General features: G+C 64.3%; 18 protein-coding genes. 9 read left to right on the plus strand and 9 right to left on the minus strand.

Annotation, left to right across the window (positions count from 1 at the left end):
- Positions 1-19 precede the first annotated feature (19 nt).
- From ACFQDL_RS30455 to ACFQDL_RS30480, 6 genes are all read right to left on the minus strand, one after another.
- Complete coding sequence (locus tag ACFQDL_RS30455; RefSeq protein ID WP_379912704.1) at positions 20-1,669, minus strand: DUF1302 family protein; 1,650 nt, start codon at positions 1,667-1,669, stop codon at positions 20-22.
- 17 nt (positions 1,670-1,686) lie between these two features.
- Complete coding sequence (locus ACFQDL_RS30460) at positions 1,687-1,977, minus strand: hypothetical protein (protein ID WP_379912706.1); 291 nt, start codon at positions 1,975-1,977, stop codon at positions 1,687-1,689.
- Complete coding sequence (locus ACFQDL_RS30465) at positions 1,920-2,657, minus strand: MMPL family transporter (RefSeq protein ID WP_379912708.1); 738 nt, start codon at positions 2,655-2,657, stop codon at positions 1,920-1,922. Before ACFQDL_RS30465 ends, ACFQDL_RS30460 begins: the two co-directional genes overlap by 58 nt.
- A complete protein-coding gene (locus ACFQDL_RS30470; protein ID WP_379912710.1) occupies positions 2,651-4,117 on the minus strand; it encodes an efflux RND transporter permease subunit in 1,467 nt (488 codons plus the stop codon). The genes ACFQDL_RS30465 and ACFQDL_RS30470 overlap by 7 nt, the downstream gene beginning before the upstream one ends.
- 259 nt (positions 4,118-4,376) lie before the next feature.
- Complete coding sequence (locus ACFQDL_RS30475; protein ID WP_379912712.1) at positions 4,377-5,384, minus strand: WD40/YVTN/BNR-like repeat-containing protein; 1,008 nt, start codon at positions 5,382-5,384, stop codon at positions 4,377-4,379.
- 223 nt (positions 5,385-5,607) lie between these two features.
- Positions 5,608-6,036, minus strand: coding sequence for an Lrp/AsnC family transcriptional regulator (locus ACFQDL_RS30480; RefSeq protein ID WP_379912714.1), 429 nt, complete (start codon positions 6,034-6,036; stop codon positions 5,608-5,610).
- A 227-nt stretch (positions 6,037-6,263) separates the two neighbouring features.
- Between ACFQDL_RS30480 and astA the strand changes: the two genes are divergently transcribed.
- The 5 genes from astA to ACFQDL_RS30505 all read left to right on the plus strand — a co-directional run bounded on the left by astA (position 6,264) and on the right by ACFQDL_RS30505 (position 10,652).
- A complete protein-coding gene (gene astA, locus ACFQDL_RS30485; protein ID WP_379912716.1) occupies positions 6,264-7,370 on the plus strand; it encodes an arginine N-succinyltransferase in 1,107 nt (368 codons plus the stop codon).
- On the plus strand, positions 7,360-8,166 hold the full coding sequence (locus tag ACFQDL_RS30490; RefSeq protein ID WP_379912718.1) for a DUF1338 domain-containing protein: 807 nt from the start codon (positions 7,360-7,362) through the stop codon (positions 8,164-8,166). The genes astA and ACFQDL_RS30490 overlap by 11 nt, the downstream gene beginning before the upstream one ends.
- A 351-nt stretch (positions 8,167-8,517) precedes the next feature.
- A complete protein-coding gene (locus ACFQDL_RS30495; RefSeq protein WP_379912720.1) occupies positions 8,518-9,423 on the plus strand; it encodes a transferrin-binding protein-like solute binding protein in 906 nt (301 codons plus the stop codon).
- Positions 9,424-9,429: 6 nt separating this feature from the next.
- Positions 9,430-9,888 (plus strand): tetratricopeptide repeat protein, encoded by a 459-nt coding sequence (locus ACFQDL_RS30500; RefSeq protein WP_379912722.1) that lies wholly within the window; start codon positions 9,430-9,432, stop codon positions 9,886-9,888.
- Positions 9,889-9,953: 65 nt separating this feature from the next.
- Entirely contained in the window at positions 9,954-10,652 is a 699-nt protein-coding gene (locus ACFQDL_RS30505) for a surface lipoprotein assembly modifier (protein WP_379912724.1), read from the plus strand.
- A 317-nt stretch (positions 10,653-10,969) separates the two neighbouring features.
- Here the strand turns inward: ACFQDL_RS30505 and ACFQDL_RS30510 are convergent, their stop codons facing one another.
- The 3 genes from ACFQDL_RS30510 to ACFQDL_RS30520 all read right to left on the minus strand — a co-directional run bounded on the left by ACFQDL_RS30510 (position 10,970) and on the right by ACFQDL_RS30520 (position 14,908).
- Entirely contained in the window at positions 10,970-12,520 is a 1,551-nt protein-coding gene (locus ACFQDL_RS30510) for an ATP-binding protein (protein WP_379912726.1), read from the minus strand.
- A complete protein-coding gene (locus ACFQDL_RS30515) occupies positions 12,406-14,361 on the minus strand; it encodes an adenylate/guanylate cyclase domain-containing protein (protein WP_379912728.1) in 1,956 nt (651 codons plus the stop codon). The genes ACFQDL_RS30510 and ACFQDL_RS30515 overlap by 115 nt, the downstream gene beginning before the upstream one ends.
- A 259-nt stretch (positions 14,362-14,620) precedes the next feature.
- Positions 14,621-14,908 carry a sll1863 family stress response protein gene (locus tag ACFQDL_RS30520; protein WP_379912730.1) on the minus strand — a complete coding sequence of 96 codons (288 nt, stop codon included), beginning with the start codon at positions 14,906-14,908 and terminating at the stop codon, positions 14,621-14,623.
- A 295-nt stretch (positions 14,909-15,203) separates the two neighbouring features.
- Between ACFQDL_RS30520 and ACFQDL_RS30525 the strand changes: the two genes are divergently transcribed.
- Genes ACFQDL_RS30525 through ACFQDL_RS30540 form a run of 4 tightly spaced genes read left to right on the plus strand, consistent with a single transcriptional unit; the run spans position 15,204 to position 17,737 of the window.
- Positions 15,204-15,515, plus strand: coding sequence for a BufA1 family periplasmic bufferin-type metallophore (locus ACFQDL_RS30525; protein ID WP_379912732.1), 312 nt, complete (start codon positions 15,204-15,206; stop codon positions 15,513-15,515).
- A gap of 16 nt (positions 15,516-15,531) precedes the next feature.
- The gene (bufB, locus tag ACFQDL_RS30530; protein ID WP_379912734.1) at positions 15,532-16,440 is read left to right on the plus strand and encodes an MNIO family bufferin maturase; all 909 of its coding nucleotides are present in this window, start codon (positions 15,532-15,534) and stop codon (positions 16,438-16,440) included.
- On the plus strand, positions 16,437-17,225 hold the full coding sequence (locus tag ACFQDL_RS30535; protein ID WP_379912736.1) for an HvfC/BufC N-terminal domain-containing protein: 789 nt from the start codon (positions 16,437-16,439) through the stop codon (positions 17,223-17,225). The genes bufB and ACFQDL_RS30535 overlap by 4 nt, the downstream gene beginning before the upstream one ends.
- Positions 17,222-17,737, plus strand: coding sequence for a DoxX family protein (locus ACFQDL_RS30540; RefSeq protein WP_379912738.1), 516 nt, complete (start codon positions 17,222-17,224; stop codon positions 17,735-17,737). Before ACFQDL_RS30535 ends, ACFQDL_RS30540 begins: the two co-directional genes overlap by 4 nt.
- The last annotated feature ends 157 nt before the right edge of the window (positions 17,738-17,894 follow it).

A 17,894-nucleotide genomic window follows, 5' to 3' on the forward strand; every position in this document is an offset into this window, starting at 1 on the left:
TTGTGTGTGTCGAAACGGATCAGAAGCTGTAGCGCACGCTCAGCTGAATCTCGTCCTCGTTGTTGGCCACGCCGATCGGCCCGTTGATGAAGCGGGCCAGCGGCTCTAACTGGCCGGAGGGCGCACCGAAGGCCGAGGCGACGCTCCAGGGGAAGGTTTCGTCGCCGCCACGCTTGACGTTGAGGCCGAGGTTGAACTGCCAGTGGTTGTCATGAATCCAGGAGACGCTGGGCGCGAAAACGGTGGCGTCGGCGGCGAAGTCGTGGGCCACGATGACCTGCGGGCTCAGGCGGTTGTTGACGTAAAAGCCCTTGAACAGCGCGGTGGCGATCCAGTTGTCCTCGTCGTTGGGCATGTCGGACTCGTGGTCGAGGATGTGCTCGCCGAACAGCTGGGTCGAGAGCATGAAGGCGCTGCTGGTGCCCAGCTGCGGGATCATCAGGTTCTTGTCGAAGCCGACGACATAGCGCAGCACGTCGGTCTCCTTGTGGCCGTCGGTGTCGCGCGGCAGCTCCTCGCCCTCGGTGTAGGCCACCTCCAGGCGCCAGACCGCGTCCATTCCCATCGAGTAGTAGTCGACCGAGCCGCCGTAGAGGTTGACCCGCGGGAAGCGGATGTCGAAGACGCCATCCGCCGCCGGAATCGGCGCGCCCGGCGCGATCGGCCTGAAGTGCAGCGACGGCAGCTGCTGACGGTAGTTCAGCGCGTTCAGCGAGAAGGTGGCGTCGCCGTAAACCCCTTCCCACTTCAGGCCGATCTGGGTGTTGCCGAGTGACCAGGAGGGTTCCTCGACATCGTGGATGATCGGCACCGGCGCGCCGTAAGGGCCGCCGGGAATCAGCTGCAGGTTGGCCGACGACGAGAAGAAGCAGCCGGCATCGAGGATGCGGTACGGCTGGCCGCAGGTACCGAGATTGCTGGGCCGGAACTTGTCGAAGTTCCACACCAGCGAGAGGTTGGAGTCGTCGAACACCCTGGTCGGCCCCATGCGCCATTCGGAGGTCAGCATCCATTGCGGAATGCGGATATCCTCGAGCTCGTCGTAGATGTTGTGGCGCGAATAGTCGACCGGGTTGATGACGTCGAGCACCCGGAACAGGTCGGTCTTGCCCCAGACCACCTGCTGCTTGCCCAGACGCATCGACAGGATGTCGCCGTTGGCGAGCTCCTTGTCGGCGCTCAGATAGAGCTCGCGCACCACGTCCAGCCGGTCGTTGAAGTCGGGGAAGCGGGCGTCGCTTTCCTTCTGGTCCATGTAGCCGTCGAGGTTGTCGCACAGCGTCGGGTCGTTCTCGCACGGGAAGGGCTCACCCGGATTGAGAATCAAACCGCTTGAGACCGTCGAGTTGTCGTGCCAGTTCTCGCCGAGATAGCGTTCGCGGGCATCCTTGCCGAAGTCGTCGTCGTTGAGGTCGTAGACGCCGTCGTAGGTCGCCCGCAGGGTGCCGTTGAGCCGCAGCGAGCGGAAGCGCTCCGACGCGAATTCCTTCTCGAACTCGGCCTGGGCGGTATTGCGGAACTTCGACAGCCCCGCTCCGTCGCGAAAGTAGGTCGCGTTCTCGGCATAGCCGGCCCAGCGGGTTTCGGCGGCCGACAGCGGCGCCGACCCGAAGCCGGCGGCCAGTGCGGCGCCAATGGCCAGTGCGAGCGGTTTTGTTGTTATTGTCATGCTTTCGTTGCCTCTTATTATGCTTGGGATGAAACCAGGGGCAGTGCCTCGGTGACCGAATCGACGTGGATGACACCATCCTCGTCGGCATAGGCACCGCAGATGAACCGCGGCCTGAACACCAGCACCCAGCTCGGCACCAGCAGCATGGCGGCGACGGCGTTGAGCACCACCATCACCGACAGCAGCAGCGCCGCCTCGGCCTGGAAGCGCAGGTCCGACAGCAGCACCCACATGACGATGCCGGCGATCAGGGTGATGGCGGTGAAGCTGACGGCCAGGCCCGTGGTGTGGATGGCGCGGCGCACCGCAACGGCGAGGTCCTGGCCGCCACCATCTCGGCGCGGATGCGGTCCATCATGTAGATCGAGTAGTCGATGCCGATGCCAACCCCGACGGCGATGATCGGCACCGTGTTGCTGTTGATGCCCATGGCGGCGAGGCCCATGTAGCCGTAAGTCAGGGTGGTGGCGAACAGCATGGCGCCGAACATCATCACGCCGGCCATCAGCGAGCTGTAGAAGAAGGTCACGAACAGGAAGATCAGCAGGAACACCAGCGGCAGCACCCAGAGGTTGGTCTCGAAGGCCGCCTCGTTCTGCGCCGCGATCACGCCGATGGTGCCGCCGGCCAGACGGATGCTGAGTCCTTCCACCCTGCCCTCGTTGTCGGCGATCCACTGCTTGGCGCTATGGATGGCCCGGCGGATGGTCTCGCCCTGGTGGTCCTTGTAGTAGAACACCAGGTTGGCGATGCGCTCGTCGGTATCGACGAACTCCTTCAGCGCCCCCGGAATCGGGTTCGACATCATGTAGGTGAACAGCAGGCCGCCGACGTACTGAGGATCGTCCGGCATCTGGGCCCAGCGGGGATCGTTGTTGTGCAGCAGCCGGTTGACCTGGGTCACCAGATCCGGGATGCCCTTGGCGCCACCGACGGACGGATCCAGCAGCATGTGACGCTCCAGATCGGCCAGAGCCTTCAGCACATCCGGACGCTTGATGCCCCCTTCTGCGCCGTTTCGGCGACGATGTACAGTTCCTCCGAGCCCGGGAAGCTGTCGTTCACCGCCCGCGACGACAGGTTGTAGTCGTGATCCTGGTACAGGATCGGCGATCCCGGCTCAGACTCGCCGATCACCACCCTGGAGGCGAAGTAGCCGCCGCCGCCCAGCACCAGCAGCGCCAGCAACAGCGCCCGTTTCGCCGCCCGCTCGCCGCTGATCAGATCGGCGCTGAGATACCCCACCCGGCGGAACAGGTTGTGGCGGATGGTCGTATTGCCAGGCTTGGGCAGGATCGACAGCAGCAGCGGCACCGCCAGCAGCACCGTGACGATGATGCTGAGCGCCCAGATCGAGGCGTAATGGGCCAGCTTGGTGTTGAGCGGTATCGAGCCGATCGCCAGCAGCAGCAGGCCGATGGCATCGGATACCACGCCGAGGCTGCCCGGCCGGAACAGGTTCTCGAAGGTCAACCGCGCCGCCAGGTGGTGGTCGTTGCGGCTCTGCAGTTCGAGATAGTAGCGCTCCACCAACTGGATGCCGTGGGACATCGCCCGCGCCGAGATCAGGAAGGGAATCACCAAGCTCAGCGGGTCGAGGTTGTAGCCAAACAGCGAGATGATACCGATGCCCCAGATCGACGACACCAGCACGCCGGCCAGCGGCACCAGGATGCCGTAGGCCCTGCGGAAGTAGAAAATCAGCAGCGCCAGCATGATCAGCGCCGTGAACAGGAAGATCTCGAGAATCTGGTCCAGGTACTGATAGGCCCAGCCCACCAGCACCGGCTGCCCGGTGACATGAATCTTCACGCCCTCGGCCGACTCCTGCGCCCGCATCGCCTGGAGCTGCGCAAAGGTCGCGGCGTAATCGAGCTGGCCCTCGATCAGCTGCGCCTTGACCACGGCCATTCTCCGGTCCGGGCTGACCAGCGGCCCGTAGACCCTGGGGTCCGCGACGACATCCTTGCGCAGCTGGTCCAGATCCTCAGCGGCAAGGCCCCTGTGCTCGGGATTGTAATAGGGCTCCGAGTTGACGTTGCCCTCGGGCGTCAGCCAGACCTTGCGCGAGTTGCGGTGGGTCAGGCTGGAGACCAGGTTGTGGTCGACGCCGGGCAGCGCATCCACGGCCCGGGTGATGCGGTGAATACGCGCCAGCGCCTCGTTGCTGAAGATATCCCCGTCCTCGAACTCGACGCCGACGATGATCACGTTGGCGCCGCCAAAGGACTCCTTGATCTCGTTGTGCAGCTCGATATAGGGGTGGCTCTGGGGCAGCAGGTCGGCAAAATCGGAGTACATCCGCACGCCGGGAATCTGGGCCGCGAAGAACAGCGTGGCCGCCAGTATCAGCGACAGGATCAGTTTCGGATGGTTGAACAGCTTCTGGTCGAAATCGTGCAACCAGTGGGTGGCCCGGTGCGCCCGGGCGGATCTTTTATCCATGATGGCTTAGCCTGATTGTTGTTTTATTAACCCGGCAGCAATTTATCGGGAACACCAAGACTGTCCGGGGCCGGGCATGGTCACGCAGGCCGACGCTACACGGAAAATTGCTCCTGCATTTTCCGCACACACGCCCTCCCTGGCGTAGCTCCTTGTCCCGACGGCCTGTTGCGCATATCCCTGTGCGCGGCTTAGCCCATACCCGGCCCCTCTGAACGCCCGATATTTTCGTGCCGGTTGAACAGGTCCGGCAGCGATGTCAGCGCTCGAGCGCCAGCGGCAGCGGCAGCAACGTGCCGCCGCCGCCGGCCACCAGCAGGCGGCCGTCTCCGAGCGCCAGCGCCGCGCGCAGATAGCCGGGGATGACAGGAGCATCCTGGCGTTCCCAGCGGCCGGCTCGCGCCTTCAGCACTGTGCCGTTCTCGCCAACGGCATAAAGATCGGCCCCGGCCGCTGCGATGCCGTAAAGCGGTGCCTTTACCGGTGTCGATTGCGCCGACCAGCTGCTGCCGCCGTCGCCGCTGTGCAGAATCCGGCCATCGAGGCCGACGACCCAGCCCTCGCGGTCGTCGCGGAAATAGGCGGCCTGCGGGTAGAAGTCACCGGGAACCGGCGGCTGCAGCGACCAGTCGCGGCCACCGTCGTCGCTGCGGGCGAGGATGCCGAATTCGCCGCTGACGAACGCCGTGTTGCGATCGACGAACTGGATGCCGGTGAGCATGGCATCTTCGTCGAGGGAGCTTTGCTGCCAGTTCCGGCCCTGATCGGCGCTCGACAGCAGGGTGCTGAAACTGCCGACCACCCAGTAGCTGCCATCCGGCGCACAGGTGGCGGCGAGCACGTTCTCGGCCGTCGGCAGATCGATCGCCTGCCAGCTCTGTCCATGATCGCGACTGCGCCACAGCTGACGCTCGGCCGCCAGCGCCAGCAGCGACTGATCGGGACAGACATCGACATCGATCAGGCCCGGCCCCGCGTCGATCCGATGGCGCTGCCATTGCAACGCATCGACAGGACTCGTCAGCACCAGGCCGTCGTTGCCGACAGCCACGCGCACCCGGTCGTTCGCGGTCAGTGCCTGCAACTGGTCGGTACGGCGCACCGCCTCCTGGCGCTGGCGTTCGATGCCATCGAGATTGAGCGGCGCCTCGCAGCCGGTCAGCGTCAGCGCAAGGCCAAGCAGCAGCGGTTTCAAGGTGGATGGGGTTGGCCCGGCGGAGGCGCTAATGACGTCTCCCCTGGGGCCCTTGCGTATCGGTTTCTTCATTGTTGTTCTTCTGGATGAAGTGATTCAAAGGTCTTCGGGGACTGGGAACAGCAACGGCTGTGCCAATTACAACGGAAGGGTACCGAAACGGGCGCGAGGGCACGTCTTTACAGGGTTTGAGGACAGGTACCCGAAGCCGGGGCCGGGTCGGGAGGGGGACGCGGGTGGAGCGGGGCTTGATGAAATCATCAACCCCGAGAAGCGGGGTTCAGCAAATGATCAATCAGCGCCGGAACTTGGTCTCCAGCACCACCGCGGAATTGGTTCGTTCGACCCCCTCGAGATTGCCGATCTCGTCGAGCAGGGCGCTGAGTTCCTCGAGCGACTGGGCCTGGACGATGGCCAGCAGGTCGTATTCGCCGCTGACCGAGAACAGCTGGGTCACCTGGCCTATTCGTTCGAGCTCGCCGTTGGTCCTCGCGGTCAGTTTCTGATGAACCTTGATCGAGACGTGGGCCTCGACGAGGTTCTGCGAATACTCGCCGCCGAGCACCAGGGAATAGCCCCGGATCACCCCGCCGGCTTCGAGCCGGGCGATGCGGTTCTGCACCGTCGAACGGGAGAGGTTCAATGCCCGCGCCAGGTCCGTGACGCTGGTGCGGGCGTCCCTACGCAGAAGCTGAATGAGGCGCTGGTCCTGCTTGCTTAACATTTTGCCAACTCGTTTGGTTATTTCGACAAATATTCACATCAATTCGATCGAAATGAAACTGCATTTCGACAAGAAGCCATTTCATAATGTTGCCACAACGCCTTCAGGGACTTTCGAAGCAGGATCAACACAATGGACGTCAGTCTCGCATTCACTCAACCATCCAGGGCCCTCTCGCCTCCCCCGCTGCGACGGGCCGGACTCGCTGCCACAGCGGAGGTTTCGCCATGATCATTCGACCCATCGCCCACCGGGATTACGAGGTGCTGCGGCGCATCGCCGTCGAGTCCGGCCCCGGCTTCACTTCGCTGATCGACGACCGGGATTTCCTCGAACGCAAGATTCAGCGCTCGATCGACAGCTTCGCAAGATCCGTCAGCCAGCCCGGCCACGAGAGCTACCTGTTCGTGCTCGAAGACGAACAGGGCGAGGTGATCGGCACCACCGCTATCGAGGCCTCCGCCGGCCTCGACAGCCCGCTGTATCACTACCATCGCAGCCGGCAGGTGCACCACTCGCGCGAGCTCGATCTTTACAGCCACGTCGACGTGCTCAACATGTGCAACCACTACACCGGCTGCTCGGAGATCTGCAGCCTCTTTTTGCGGCCGCAGTTTCGCCGTGCGCATGCCGGCAAGCTGCTGTCGAAGGTGCGTTTCCTGTTCATGGCGCAGCACCCCGAGCGCTTCGCCGACACGGTGATCGCCGAGATGCGCGGCGTCTCCGACGATGCCGGCCGCTCGCCGTTCTGGGACTGGCTTCAGCGCCATTTCGTCGACCTGGATTTCGCCACCGTCTCGCGCCTGGTCGGTGCCGGCAACAAGAGCTTCATCGCCGAGCTGATGCCGAAGTACCCGCTCTACACCCACCTGCTGAGCGATGCCGCGCAGCAGGTGATCGGCCAGGTGCACGAGAAGACCCGTCCGGCGCTGAAACTGCTCGAGGCCGAAGGTTTCCGCCACCGCGGTTACGTCGACCTCTTCGATGCCGGCCCCACGGTCGAAGCGGATCTCGCCCAGATCCGCAGCATCGCCGCCTCCGTCGAATGCCGTATCGAGCCGGTCGCGAGCCACCAGTTGCCGCCGGTCGAGGGCACGCCGCTGATCGTCGCCAATACCCGGGTCGACACTTTCCGCGCCGGGCTCGCCGAACGGGCGCTGTACCTGCCGCAGCAGCGACGGTTGCAGCTGCCGTCGCAGCTCGTCGCAGCGCTCGAACTGGATCGCGGTGACAGCGCCCGCTTTCTCCAACTACCGGCCAGCCCCGTCCGGGCCGTGCCGGATTCCCATGCAGTGCCACGCAAACAACAACAGGAGTTCATGTATGCAAGCTGATCGCGAAACGCTGTTCAAGCGCCTCTGGGACCAGTACCGGGCGGTCACCCCGTCGGCCGACCGGATCCACCGGATACTGGCCGGGGCCGAGGACGGCGGCATCCGCAACGACCACATCGCGCTGCGCACCTTCAACCTCGAGAAGGTCAACCTCGACCGGCTCGCCGCCCACTTCACCGCGCTCGGCTACGAGGCCGCCGGCGAGTACCATTTCGAGGCGAAAAAGCTCTATGCGCGGCATTTCGAGCACGAGGACCCGGCCGCGCCGCGGGTCTTCATCTCCGAACTGCTGGTCGAGCGCTTTTCACCCGGGCTGCAGCGAATCGTCGCAGGCCTCGTCGAGCAGGTCGAGCCGCAAGCCGTCGCCGGCGCGGACTTCCCCTGCTCCGGACGTCCCTGGCAGATCGATTACGACAGCTATCGCCAACTGCTGACCGAGAGCGAATACGCCGCCTGGCTCGCGGCCTGGGGTTTTCGCGCCAACCACTTCACCGTCAGCATCAACCACCTGAGCCGTTTCGACAGCGTCGAAGCGGTGAATGCGGCGCTTAAGGATCAGGGCTTCGCGATCAACGCCTCCGGCGGCGAAGTCAAGGGCTCGCCCGAGGCGCTGCTGGAGCAGTCCTCGACCATGGCCGACCGGGCCGAGGTCCGCTTCAGCGACCGCACCGTCGAGATCCCGAGCTGTTTCTACGAATTCGCCAAGCGCTACCCGATGGCGAGTGGCGAACTCTACGGCGGCTTCGTCGCGGCCTCCGCCGACAAGATCTTCGAAAGCACCGACGCGGCGGCCTGACGCACATTCAAGTGACGCCAGCCCCCGGCGGCGGTTGCGTCCCCTTCCCGACCGGGAGGCGGCATGGATGCCGTGACAGCCTCCCGTTCGACCTCTTTCCTCTTTCGATCGAGCAGCCCCGATAACAGCCGTGAGCCACTGCACAATCGCATGCTTATTCGCTAAGCAGCCGCATCGGGAACGTCCTAAACTTTAAATGTCGCAGTAGCCCCGCGCCGGGAGCGGCGCTGTTTTCGCATCGACGCCGGCCCGTTGCGAAGCCGTCTCGGCCATTCCGGGTGCTGACTCAGCCGTCTGAAGACGCCCGATGCTCGATCGGCGCATACGCTTGCTACCCTAGAGGAAGCAAAGATGAAACGACACTTTCGATACGCTCGGGGCGCAGCTGTCATGCTTGCGCTGGGCCTCAGCGGTTGCGGTGGCGGCGGCAGCTCGTCCGTCATATCCGACCGTTCCTTCACCGCCTGGTCGGACATCGATCCGCCCCGGAGCATCGTTGTAGAAGGTATCTCGACGGAGCGCACCTACACGGCGCCAGCGCCCGGTTTCAAGGTTACCGATCTGGGCCCCGCCGAGCAGAGCACGACGACGACGGCCACGCTCACCTACAACAGCAACGGAAACCTGACCAAGATCGTTCTGACGACCCCCTATTCCTCCGTGACCTGGGACGAGGCCCGTGACGACCTGATCGTCGAGGATACCGGTGTCATCGGTCTGGCCAGCGAGGTCGAAGCAAGTCGGGGCCTGATCGCGGACGCCATCGAGCTTGGCTGGGATTTCCAGACCTTCGGTACCTGGGCAACCGGGTTCGGCACCGGCGCAGGACGGACCGGTGCCTTCAGCATAGGCGCCAGAACCCTGGGCCGGAATATTCCCACGGACGATACGGCGACTTTCGAAGGCCTGACGCGCGGCAGGTACATCGACGACGCTGGGCAGGCCTACTCGACGGAAAGCGCACTCAGTGTCGATGTCGACTTTCGTGACCGCACGCTGGACTTCAGTACCCGGGATACCGAAAAGATCAACCTGGACACGGCTTTCACCAGCGCCGCGGGCAACCTCGACTTGACGGGTACCCTGACCTACCAGCTGGGCGTGAATTCCTTTTCCGGCGCGGTCAACGCCACCGGTCTCAGCGGCACCGCAAAAGGTCGATTCTACGGTCCCAACGCCGAGGAACTCGGCGGCTATTTCGATCTGCACGGCGCCGGCGTCGAGACCTACATCGGAGGTTTTGGCGCCGGACAATAGATATTCATGCCAACAACGCTGAAACTGGTCGCAGCAGCGCTCCTGCTGTACGCCCTGGCCGGCACGCTGCAGCAAGCGTCAGCGGCGCGGGCAGACGTCGCAACGCCCGAAGCCGCTGCGCACGACGACTCGCTGCAGGCGCAGTTTCTGCTTGGCGCAATGGCGCTGCAAAACGGCGATTTCGACGCGGCGATCGCGATTTTCAGCGACCTGGCCCGCAAGACGTCCAGCCCCAGGATCCAGCTTGAACTGGCGAGGGCACTTTTTCTTGCACGCCGCTTCGAGGAATCGAAACAGCTTTTCGACCGGGTCTCGGCACGCGCAGATACCCCTGGAATGTTCGCCAGAACATCAGGCTCTATCTGGATGAGATCGATATCACCCTGGGTTTCGTCGACTTCGCCTTTTCCCTGGTCAGCGACTCCAACCCGCGTAACTTCACCGATGCCACGGAAATCACGATAGCGGGCCAAGTACTCAAAGTGGTTCCGCCCCGGGACAATCGTGAAGTTCAGGGCATACGGTACGAGATGAAAAGCGGCCTGGCCCTGACGGAGGATCGACGAACGCTGGGTTTCATCGACCTGTCCTTTACCGACTATGAACAGGGCAGTTTCGACCGCTGGTCAGCCGATGCACACCTGCTGCACGACTTCCAGGCCCAGTCGAAGTTACGAGGCATAGCGGGTCTGGAACTTTCGCTGCTCGACGGCGAAAAGCACTACGACTTTCCCTACCTCGGGCTTCTCTATCGAGCCGACCCGCTCCATCGCTTTCGCCTGTTCCATGAATTCAGGGCAGGGCGCCTTCACGTGCCCAGCGCCGGGCATCTCGATGCCAACCAATATCGGGTATCGACCGGCTTTACGCACCTTCTCCGTCGCCAGGCGCTCCTGAGGGGAGATATCAGCCTGGAAACGTCCCAGGCACGGGAAACACCCTACTCCTTCACGGGAGGCTCCGTCGGACTGGAAGTCGACTTCCCCATTGGACGCTGGGGATTGAAGCCGCTGATCGCATTCGGCAAACGCGACTACCGTGCACCGGAACCCTTTTTCGACGAGAAACGTGAAGACCTGCGTAAGCGCATCGGCTTGATCCTGAGCCACCGCCACATCAGATTCGGCAGGTTCGAACCGGAGCTGAGCATCATCTACGACCGCAACGACTCGTCGATCGACTTTTACACTTACGACAAGCTCAGCATCGCTTTCAGCCTGCAGGAGTAGGCACCTTTTTTAGGTTCTTCGCGGATTAGAGTGAAAGCACGGAGCGAAATCGTAGGATGGGTGGAGCCGCAATGGCACCGTGCTGTCGGTACGCAGCGCATTTGTTGCGGCGTAACCCATCAGCAACGACGCGGTGCTGCGCCCGAGATGGGTTACACGACGCCCTGACGGCGTCAGGAACGGGTATCCTGTGCCCAGGCGTCGTTCCACCCATCCTACAAATGACACCCTTGTCCCGCTAATCTGCGATGAGCCTTTTTTATGCTCTTCACGGGTCCTGCCGTGCCTTGGAGCGGCCGCCCCGGTAACCAGGGTAATCACGCCAGGCCGTCCAGCAACGCCCGGGCCTCCTGCAGATCGAGGGTCTCGAAGCCCTCGTCGAAACCGGCGTAGAGTGTTTCGAGCGGGGCCCTGGCCTCGTCCGCCCTGCCCTGTTCCTGCCAGAGCCGGCTCAGGGCAGTCTGGGCGCGCAGCTGCAACATGCGCGCGCCCTGGGTGCGGGCGCTCTCGACCGACTGACGGAAGCAGGCTTCGGCGCCGGCGGCACCGCCCCGCTCGAGCAGCAGGGTCCCTTCCAGGCGATGCAGCTCGGCGGCATAGTAGCCCTCTCCGGTATCCCTGACGAAGGCCTGCGCCTCGGCGATGACCGCCAGGGCGTCGTCGATCGCGCCCTCCCCGGCCAGCGTTTCGGCCAGCAGTGCCAGCAGGTAGGAGTAGCCGAGCCGGGCACCGCTGGCCCGATAGGCCGCGAGGCCTTCCTGCATCACCGCGAGGCCCTCCCGCTGCCGGCCGAGCTGGGCCAGCGCCCAGCCGCGCAGCACCTCGGCCTGCGACAGCCAGTACGGAAAGCCCTGCTCGGTCGACAAGGCGATTGCCGCCTCGGCACGCTCCAGCGTCAAGGCGGCATCGCGCCGATACTGGTACAGCTGGGTGGTGAAGCCGAGCGCGAACGACAGGCTGAAAGTATGGGCGAGCTGTTGTGCCAGCTCGAGCGTGACACGGGACTCTTCGACCGCAGCCTCGGGCCGCCCCTGGAACCACAGCGTACAGGCGAGGAACATCCGCGCCAGAACACCGGGGTCCAGACCATACCTCACGGCATGAGCGCGATGTCGCTGCGGGTCGTAGCGCTCGGCCACGGCCGCAAGATGCTGCCGGGCGGCCTCGAACTCACCGCGAAACAACAGGGTCGAACCCAGGGCGCCATGGGCTTCGAGCAGCAGGTCCTCCTCTGCGGTACGCCGGGCCTCATCGAGAAGCCGCTCGCCAAGTTCCTGCGCCCGGCGGTATTCGGCCCGAAGATTGTAAAAGCGCCGCAGCCCCAGCAGCGCCGAGAACTGCTGCGCCGTCTCGCCCAGCGTCCGGCTGAGCGCCAGGGCCCGGGTACAGCAGGCCTCGACTTCGGGCGACGCATACCCCCGGGTCGCCATCAGCACAGGCCCGATGGCGGTCTGCAGCTCGAGCTCCCGCTCATCCCGCTGCGGCGAAGCCGGCAGCGACTCGAGCAGCTCCAGGGCACGGCTCAAATGCGCTTCGGCCTCCTGGTTGGCCGAACGCTGCACCGCCTGGCGGGCGGCGCGGCCCAGGTATTCGATCGCCTTGGCGGCATTGTCGCTGTGGGAATAGTGGTACGCCAGCTCGCCGCAGTGCTCCTCGAGCCGGTCGCCGAACAGCGCCTCGATGGCACCGGCCGTACGTTCGTGCAGCGTTCGCCTGCGCTCGAGCAACAGCGAACCGTAGGCCACCTGCTGCGTCAGGCCATGCTTGAAGGTGTACTCGACCTCCGGAAAGGCCGGCCGTTCATAGATGAACTCGCCGGCCTGCAGCCGTGCCAGCCCACGCCGCAACGCCTCTTCGGGCTGGTCCACGACCCGCTGTACCAGACTCCAGGAAACTCCTTGCCGATCACGGCCAGCGTCTGCAACAGCTGCTTGCCATCGGCCGGAAGTCGGTCGATGCGGGCACTGAGGACGCCCTGCACCGAGGTCGGGATCTGCAGCCCCACCGGCATCTGCCGCAACCGGTAATGCCCGGCCTCGCCCTCCAGCACCTGCTCTTCCGCCAGGGTCTGGACGACCTCCTCGATGAAGAAGGGGTTGCCCTCGGTCTGCGTCAGCAGACGCGGTCGCAACGCGGTCAGCGAAGGGTCGTCGCCGAGCAGCGCATCGAGCAGTTCCGCCGCCTCGGCCTGACCCAGTGGATCCAGGTGCAGCTGGCTGTAGTAGCTTGTCTGCCCCCATTGATGGCGGTACTCGGGTCGGTAGTTCACCAGCAGCAGAATGGCCGAACTGGCCAGACCGGCACTGAAATAGTCGAGAAAGGCCTCGGTCTCGCGGTCGAGCCACTGCAGGTCCTCGAAGATCAGCTCCAGGGGCTGTTCGAGGCTCTCGCGCTCCAGGATCCGCTTGATCGCCTCGAAAGTACGCTGGCGCCGCAGCGTCGGATCCATCCGTGCCAGCTCGCTGTCGGGCTCGTCCAGGCCCAGCAGGTAGAACAGATAGGGCAGTCCCGCTTCGAGACTCCGGTCCAGCGTCAGTATCTTGCCGGTGATAATCTCCCGGCGCCGGCGCTCGTCGTCCTGGGGACCGAGATGCAGGTAGTTGCGCAGCAGCTCGATCAGCGGCCGGTACGGGAAGGCCTTGCCGTGGGACACCGAAAAGGTCTCCAGTACCAGGCAGGATTTCTCCGTCGCCAGCTTGAACTCGTAGAACAGCCGCGACTTGCCGACGCCGGGCTCGCCCACGACGCCGACGATCTGTCCCTCGCCCCGGCTGGCCCGCCCGAACGCCTGCTGCAGCTGCGCCATTTCGTCGTGGCGCCCGACAAAGGGTGCCAGGCCGCGACTCGCGGCGACCTGCAGCCGGGTGCGCAGCGGCCCGAGTCCCAGCACCTCGAAGGCGGCCATCGGCTCGGGCAGTCCCTTGACCGGGGTCACGCCGAGGGCACGATAGTCGATGTAGCCTTCGGTGAGCCTGTGGGTCGCCTCGCTGACGACGATGGTACCGGGCGTCGCGATGCCCTCCATGCGCGAGGCGATATGGATGGTCTGGCCGACCGGATCGTAATCGGTGCGCAGGTCCTCGGTGCGGATCGAACGCACCACCACTTCGCCGGTATGGATGCCGATACGGATCTGCAGCGGGATGCCCTGTGCCAGCCTGAGCCGATCGGCATATCGGCGCATCGCATCCTGCATGCGCAGGGCGGCATAGAGCGCGCGCTGGGCATGGTCCTCGTGGGCGATGGGCGCGCCGAACAGCGCCAGGATGCCGTCGCCAAGGGATTTGGCCACATAACCTTCGTAGTGATGTACCGCCTCCATCATCAACGCCAACACCGGATCGATGAGCTGGCGCACCTCCTCCGGATCGAGCCCGTGGATCAGCGCCGTCGAGCCGGCCATGTCGGCGAACAGCACACTGATGGTCTTGCGCTCGCCGCTGCCGGCACCACGGGCCACCAGCGCCGCCTGCTCGGCGAGGATGCGCTCGCTCAGGTGGCTGGGTGTATAGCCGATGGGCGCCAGTGGCGTCTCGGTGTCGGTGGCCGCTTGCGCCTCTCCCAGCGCAGTGCCGCAATGGCTGCAGAAACGGTCGACGGCACCGACCTCATGGCCGCAGGCGGGACAGCTGCGTGCCAGGCGCTGGCCGCACTGTGCGCAGAAGCGGGCGTCATCCGGGTTGTCGAATGAGCAGCGTGCACAGCGCATAGGGGCCTCTTTTCAGTCCGGTCGACCTGACTGAAAGCATAGCTCAGGCCGCCACGGCTTCCGACTTTTTCGACTTTGTCCCCTTTTGGGTATGCGGTTACTTCTCGTTCGGGTGGAACTCTTCGGCCGACCGTTCCCAGGCCTGCTGCAACGAGCGATAGGCATCGGAAAATCCCTGCTTCATGTGAGCCCAGGCATCGGCCGATGCTGCTCTTCAGACTGCCATACCATTGCACCAGTTCGATACGCTGATGGTGTTCTATTTGAAACGGGAGGATGCCTTGCGCATCGCCTCGGCCATCGAATCCCAGGCGCTCTCCATCCCGGCCCGCAGGTCCTGCCAGGCGGTATCGCTGGCCTGTTGCAGCTCTTCGAGTTTTTCCTGGGCATGCTGCTGGCGCTGCCTCAAGTCCTCGATCTGCTTGTAGTATTCGAGCTGACCGTCGGCTTGCGCCTGTTCGGCCCTGGCCTTCAGCTTGCGGATTTCGGCGTCCCATTCGTCGAGCTGGGCGCGCATTTTCTTTTCGTAAGCTTCTTTCATGCTCATGGCGGGATACCTCGAGATTGGGTGAATGACACGACGGGCCTCGTTGTCCGCCCAAGTTACTAAACTGTAGCAAAGCCCGAAGCATCCGCACCCGAACACCAGCCTTCGAGGGCCCGTTTTTTCTCCGGCATTTTCATTCGCATTTCAGTTAGCGCGTCTAAAGTTGATTCCGGAATCAAGACGCGCGCCCTCACTCGAAGCGCGATGATTGATCCGAATCGCTCCAGGATTTACTCGACTCCGATAGCCGCATTAACGCTGCTGTCGGAAAATATCGACAAAAAGGATAAACGCCATGAACAAACCGACCACCGCTGCCGCCCTCGCCCTGGCCCTCGGCGCCTCGCTTTCGATTGCCGCCGCCCACGCCGACGAAATGAAGGACGGCGACAAGATGCAGGACATGGAAAAATGCTACGGCGTGGCCCTCAAGGGCAAGAACGACTGCAAGGCCGGAGCCGGTACCACCTGCGCCGGCACCTCGACCCACGACTACCAGGGTAACGCCTGGTCGCTGGTCCCGGCCGGGACCTGCACGGAAACCGAGTCGCCGACCTCGCCGACCGGCTACGGCCAGCTCGAAGCCTTCGAAGAAAAGCAGTCCTGAGTTGAGAAGCCCCGGGATGAAAACCCAGTCAGTCGCCGAGTCTCCATCCCGGGGCGCTTCGCCCCGGAACCCGGTTTCGACCCTCCCGGCCGCGGCCGGCATCAGCCTGAAACCCGAGTATTTTCGCGATATTCTCGAAACCCGGCCCGCCATCGGCTTTCTCGAGATACATGCCGAGAACTACCTGGTCGACGGCGGTCCCTATCACCATTACCTGACGCGGATCCGCGAACAATACCCACTGTCGATTCACGGCGTCGGGCTGTCGATCGGCGGCGAGGAGCCGCTGAATATCGACCACCTCGACCAGGTGGCGAAACTGATCGAGCGCTACCAGCCGGCGATTTTTTCCGAACACCTGGCCTGGTCCGGCCATGGCGGGCGCTTTTTAAACGACCTGCTGCCGCTGCCCTATAACCGACAAAGCTTGCAGCGGGTATGCGACCACATCGACCTGGTTCAATCCCGCCTGAAAAGGCGCATCCTGCTGGAAAACCCGGCGACCTATATCGAATTCGCCGCCTCCCCGATTCCGGAGACCGAATTCATAGACGAGATCCTCAGGCGCACCGGCTGCGGCCTGTTACTGGATGTCAATAACGTCCATGTCTCCTGCACCAACCACGACCGCGACGCCATCGCCTGGCTCGAGAGCCTGCGACCCGAGACCCTCGGCCAGATCCATCTGGCCGGCTTCGCCGAAGAGCGCGACAGCGCTGGTGCCCCGCTGCTGATCGACAGCCACGATGCGCCGGTCGACGAGGCGGTCTGGAGCCTCTATGACCGGGTGCTGGCGCGTTGCGGCCCGCTGCCGACACTGATCGAACGGGACGGCAACCTCCCGCCGCTCCCGGTGTTGCTGGACGAAGCCGAGGCCGCGCAGCGCAGGCTGCTCAGCGCCCCGTCACGGGAGCGGCGGCCATGACCGGCCAGCGCGATTTCTGCAAGGCCCTGCTCGATCCGGACCAGGGCACGCCGGACGGACTGCGCAGCTGGAACGGTTCGGACCCCGCCATGCGCTTCGCCGTCTACCGCAACAACGTGATCGCCTCGCTGATCGAGGCGCTGGCGGATAGCTTCCCGGTCGTGAAAGCCCTGGTCGGCGATCGCTTCTTCGACGCCATGGCACAAGGCTTCGTCAGACAGAACCTGCCGGCGTCGCCGGTGCTGGCCCGCTACGGCGATGCCTTTCCGGCCTTCGTCGCGGACTTCGAGCCGGCCGGCTCCCTGCCCTACCTCGCCGATGTCGCCCGGCTCGAATGGTTCTATGTGCAGGCTTTCCATGCCGCCGATGCGCAGCCGGTAGCGACCGAAGCGATCGGTCGCCTGCTAGCCGACAGCGACGCTCTGCCGGGGCTGCGGCTGGGCCTCCACCCGTCCGCTGCCCTGCTGTGCTCGGACCATGCCGTGGTGTCGATCTGGGCCGCGCACCAGGGGACCGGTGATCTGCGGCGGATCGACCCGGGCCGGCCCGAACAGGCGCTGCTGCTGCGTTCCGGCCTCGAAGTCCAGGTGCTGCCCTGGATCGTGCCGGCGCGCACTTTACCGAACGCCTGTTGCGCGGCGAAAGCCTTGGCGAGGCGCTGGAACGGACCGCAGCCGAAAGCCCGGCATTCGATCCGGCCGGCATCCTCGGCCTGCTTATCCGGCACGGCGCCATTACCGCGCTTCATCCCTCTACGTAACCATCCGCAGGAAAACCGATCATGAAAGGCGAACGTCTCGCATCCCATCCCACCGCAACCGGCTGGCCACGCCAGTTCATCGCCCTGTTCGACCGCATCCCGCTGTCGCTGGTGGCGCTGCTGGGGCGCTTCTCGATTGCCGCCATCTTCTGGAAATCGGGCCAGACCAAGATCGAGGGGCTGGCGATCGATATCGTCAGCGGTGAATTTCAGCTCGGCATGCCCCGTCTCAACGCCTCGGCGGTGTTCCTGTTCCGCGAAGAGTACCGGCTGCCGCTGATCCCGCCGGAACTGGCCGCCACTTTGGCCGCCACGGCCGAACACCTGTTCCCGGCCCTGCTGCTGCTGGGCTTTGCGACGCGCTTTTCGGCGCTGGCGCTGCTGATCATGACCGCCGTGATCCAGCTGCTCGTCTACCCCGACGCCTATCCGACCCATGGTGTCTGGGCCACGGTGCTGCTGTTGCTGATGGCGAAAGGCCCCGGCCGGCTGTCGCTCGATCACTGGCTGGCAAGACGTTTGGGTAGGTTGGAGTGATGCCCCGAAGGGGCGAATTCCGACGGGGCACCGCCAGACAGGGTCCCCGGAATCCGAAAACCCGGAATTCGCCTTCGGCTCATTCCAGGCTACGTTCTGCCGTGCCATTCGCAGCGGGGCGCCGCTCCTACGAAGCGCAATAATGACGGCTAGACTG

The sequence above is a fragment of the Marinobacterium aestuariivivens genome (assembly GCF_042661465.1).
Classification (GTDB): Bacteria; Pseudomonadota; Gammaproteobacteria; order Pseudomonadales; family Balneatricaceae; genus Marinobacterium_A; species Marinobacterium_A aestuariivivens.